2 protein-coding genes and 1 pseudogene are annotated in these 1,500 nt (G+C 63.9%); all 3 read right to left on the minus strand.

Annotated features, from left to right (window positions below):
• Nucleotides 1-106: 106 nt before the first annotated feature.
• Nucleotides 107-850 (minus strand): IS21-like element helper ATPase IstB, encoded by a 744-nt coding sequence (gene istB, locus CVA01_RS14695; RefSeq protein ID WP_014010414.1) that lies wholly within the window; start codon nt 848-850, stop codon nt 107-109.
• The gene (locus tag CVA01_RS15385) at nt 847-1,032 is read right to left on the minus strand and encodes a hypothetical protein (RefSeq protein ID WP_244938329.1); all 186 of its coding nucleotides are present in this window, start codon (nt 1,030-1,032) and stop codon (nt 847-849) included. The genes istB and CVA01_RS15385 overlap by 4 nt, the downstream gene beginning before the upstream one ends.
• A pseudogene (locus CVA01_RS14700) lies at nt 998-1,500 on the minus strand (hypothetical protein); the annotation flags it as partial. The gene CVA01_RS15385 and the pseudogene CVA01_RS14700, both read right to left, overlap by 35 nt.

The raw sequence follows: 1,500 nt of genomic DNA on the forward strand, positions 1-1,500 counted from the left end.
TTGTGTTCTGTCAATTTTTCGTCGGCACGAAGGACACCGAAAAACCGGCACTGTGGACACGAAAACCGGCACAGCGGACACGCCACCATGTCCACAGAACCTCCACTCACGTCATCAGCGAGTGCGTCACACGGTACGAACTGCCGGTGAAGAGCACCAGTCGACCGTGATGCACAATCCGGTCAATGACCGCAGCGGCCATCGTGTCATCACCGAACACCGACCCCCACCGCGCGAACTCCAGATTCGTGGTGATCACCAACGAGTGCTTCTCATACGCTGCGGCGATGACCTGGAACAGCAACCGTGCACCGTCGGCGTCGATCGGCAGGTACCCGAACTCATCGATGACCAGCAGGCGGTTCTTCCCGATGCCGGCGAGCTCCTTGTCCAACCGTCCTGCCTCTTTCGCCCGACGTAGGTGACTGACCAACCCGGCGGTGGTGAAGAACCTCGCCGGGATTCCCGTCCGACACGCCTGCGCGACCAATGCGCAGGCCAGATGCGTTTTCCCGGTACCGACGTCACCGTAGAACACCAGGTCACCACCACCGTCGAGGAAGTCCAGGCCGGTGAGCTGGTCACGGCCGAACCCGTCCGGTAGCCGGACCTGCGTGAAGTCGTAGCCGTCCAGCGATTTCATCGCCGGCAGGCGCGCAGCTTTGAGCAACCTCGACTGCCTGGCGGCTTTGCGTGAGGCATGCTCGGCGGTGAACAGGCCGTGGAGGTGTTCGCGTTGCTTCGGGGTGGCGTTGGCCGCGTACTCGGCGATCACCGACGAGGTCAACGAGGTGAAACGCCCGGCGGCGATAACCTCATCGACACTCACCGCAGTGGCGGAATTCGTCATGCCCCCACCTTCTTCACCGAGACTGTTCCGGTCGCAGTGCCGGTGTTGTACCGGTCGTAGACACTCAGGTCGGTGACCGACGCGACCGGTTCGATGCCCTCGCCGAGTCTGCGGGCCAGCATCCCCAGGCCACCGGCTCCGGGATCATCACCACCGGTGATCAGGGACTGTGCCGCGCTCATCGCCGTGGCGTAGTCGGTAGCGGCGGTGGCGTCTTCGAGTGCGGCGAACGCACGTGACCGGGACCGGTTGTCCGCGGTGTCGAGCCAGTCTGCCACCGGGTCGGGGACATGGGCCCGGACCGGGGGAATGCGACCACGAACCAGGCTTCGCCTTCAACGCCGGCAGCAGTGTGCCGGGACTGAACACGGTCGTCGACTGCTCACCGTAGATCCGGGCGAAGGTCATCACCGGGGTGTCGGTTTCGTCGAGGATCTCGATGACATCATGGCGGATCCCCACGGTCATCAACCGGTCGTGGTAGGCCGGTCCCGGCAGGTAGAACACACCCTCGACCTGGATGCGGCCGAGTTTGTCGGCTTTACGGGTCTCGTAGCGCACCGGGTCGAAGCTGACCCCGGGCAGGGCGATGAGTGCCTGCTGATCGGCGGTGAACAGTTCAACGATCGGTACTTTCGCCCGCCAGTGGT

It is taken from the genome of Corynebacterium variabile (genome assembly GCF_006539825.1).
Lineage (GTDB): Bacteria > Actinomycetota > Actinomycetes > Mycobacteriales > Mycobacteriaceae > Corynebacterium > Corynebacterium variabile.

Coding starts and splice junctions, on each gene's coding strand:
- istB (WP_014010414.1), bottom strand. CDS start 850: ATGACGAATTCCGCCACTGCGGTGAGTGTCGATGAGGTTATCGCCGCC.
- CVA01_RS15385 (WP_244938329.1), bottom strand. CDS start 1,032: ATGAGCGCGGCACAGTCCCTGATCACCGGTGGTGATGATCCCGGAGCC.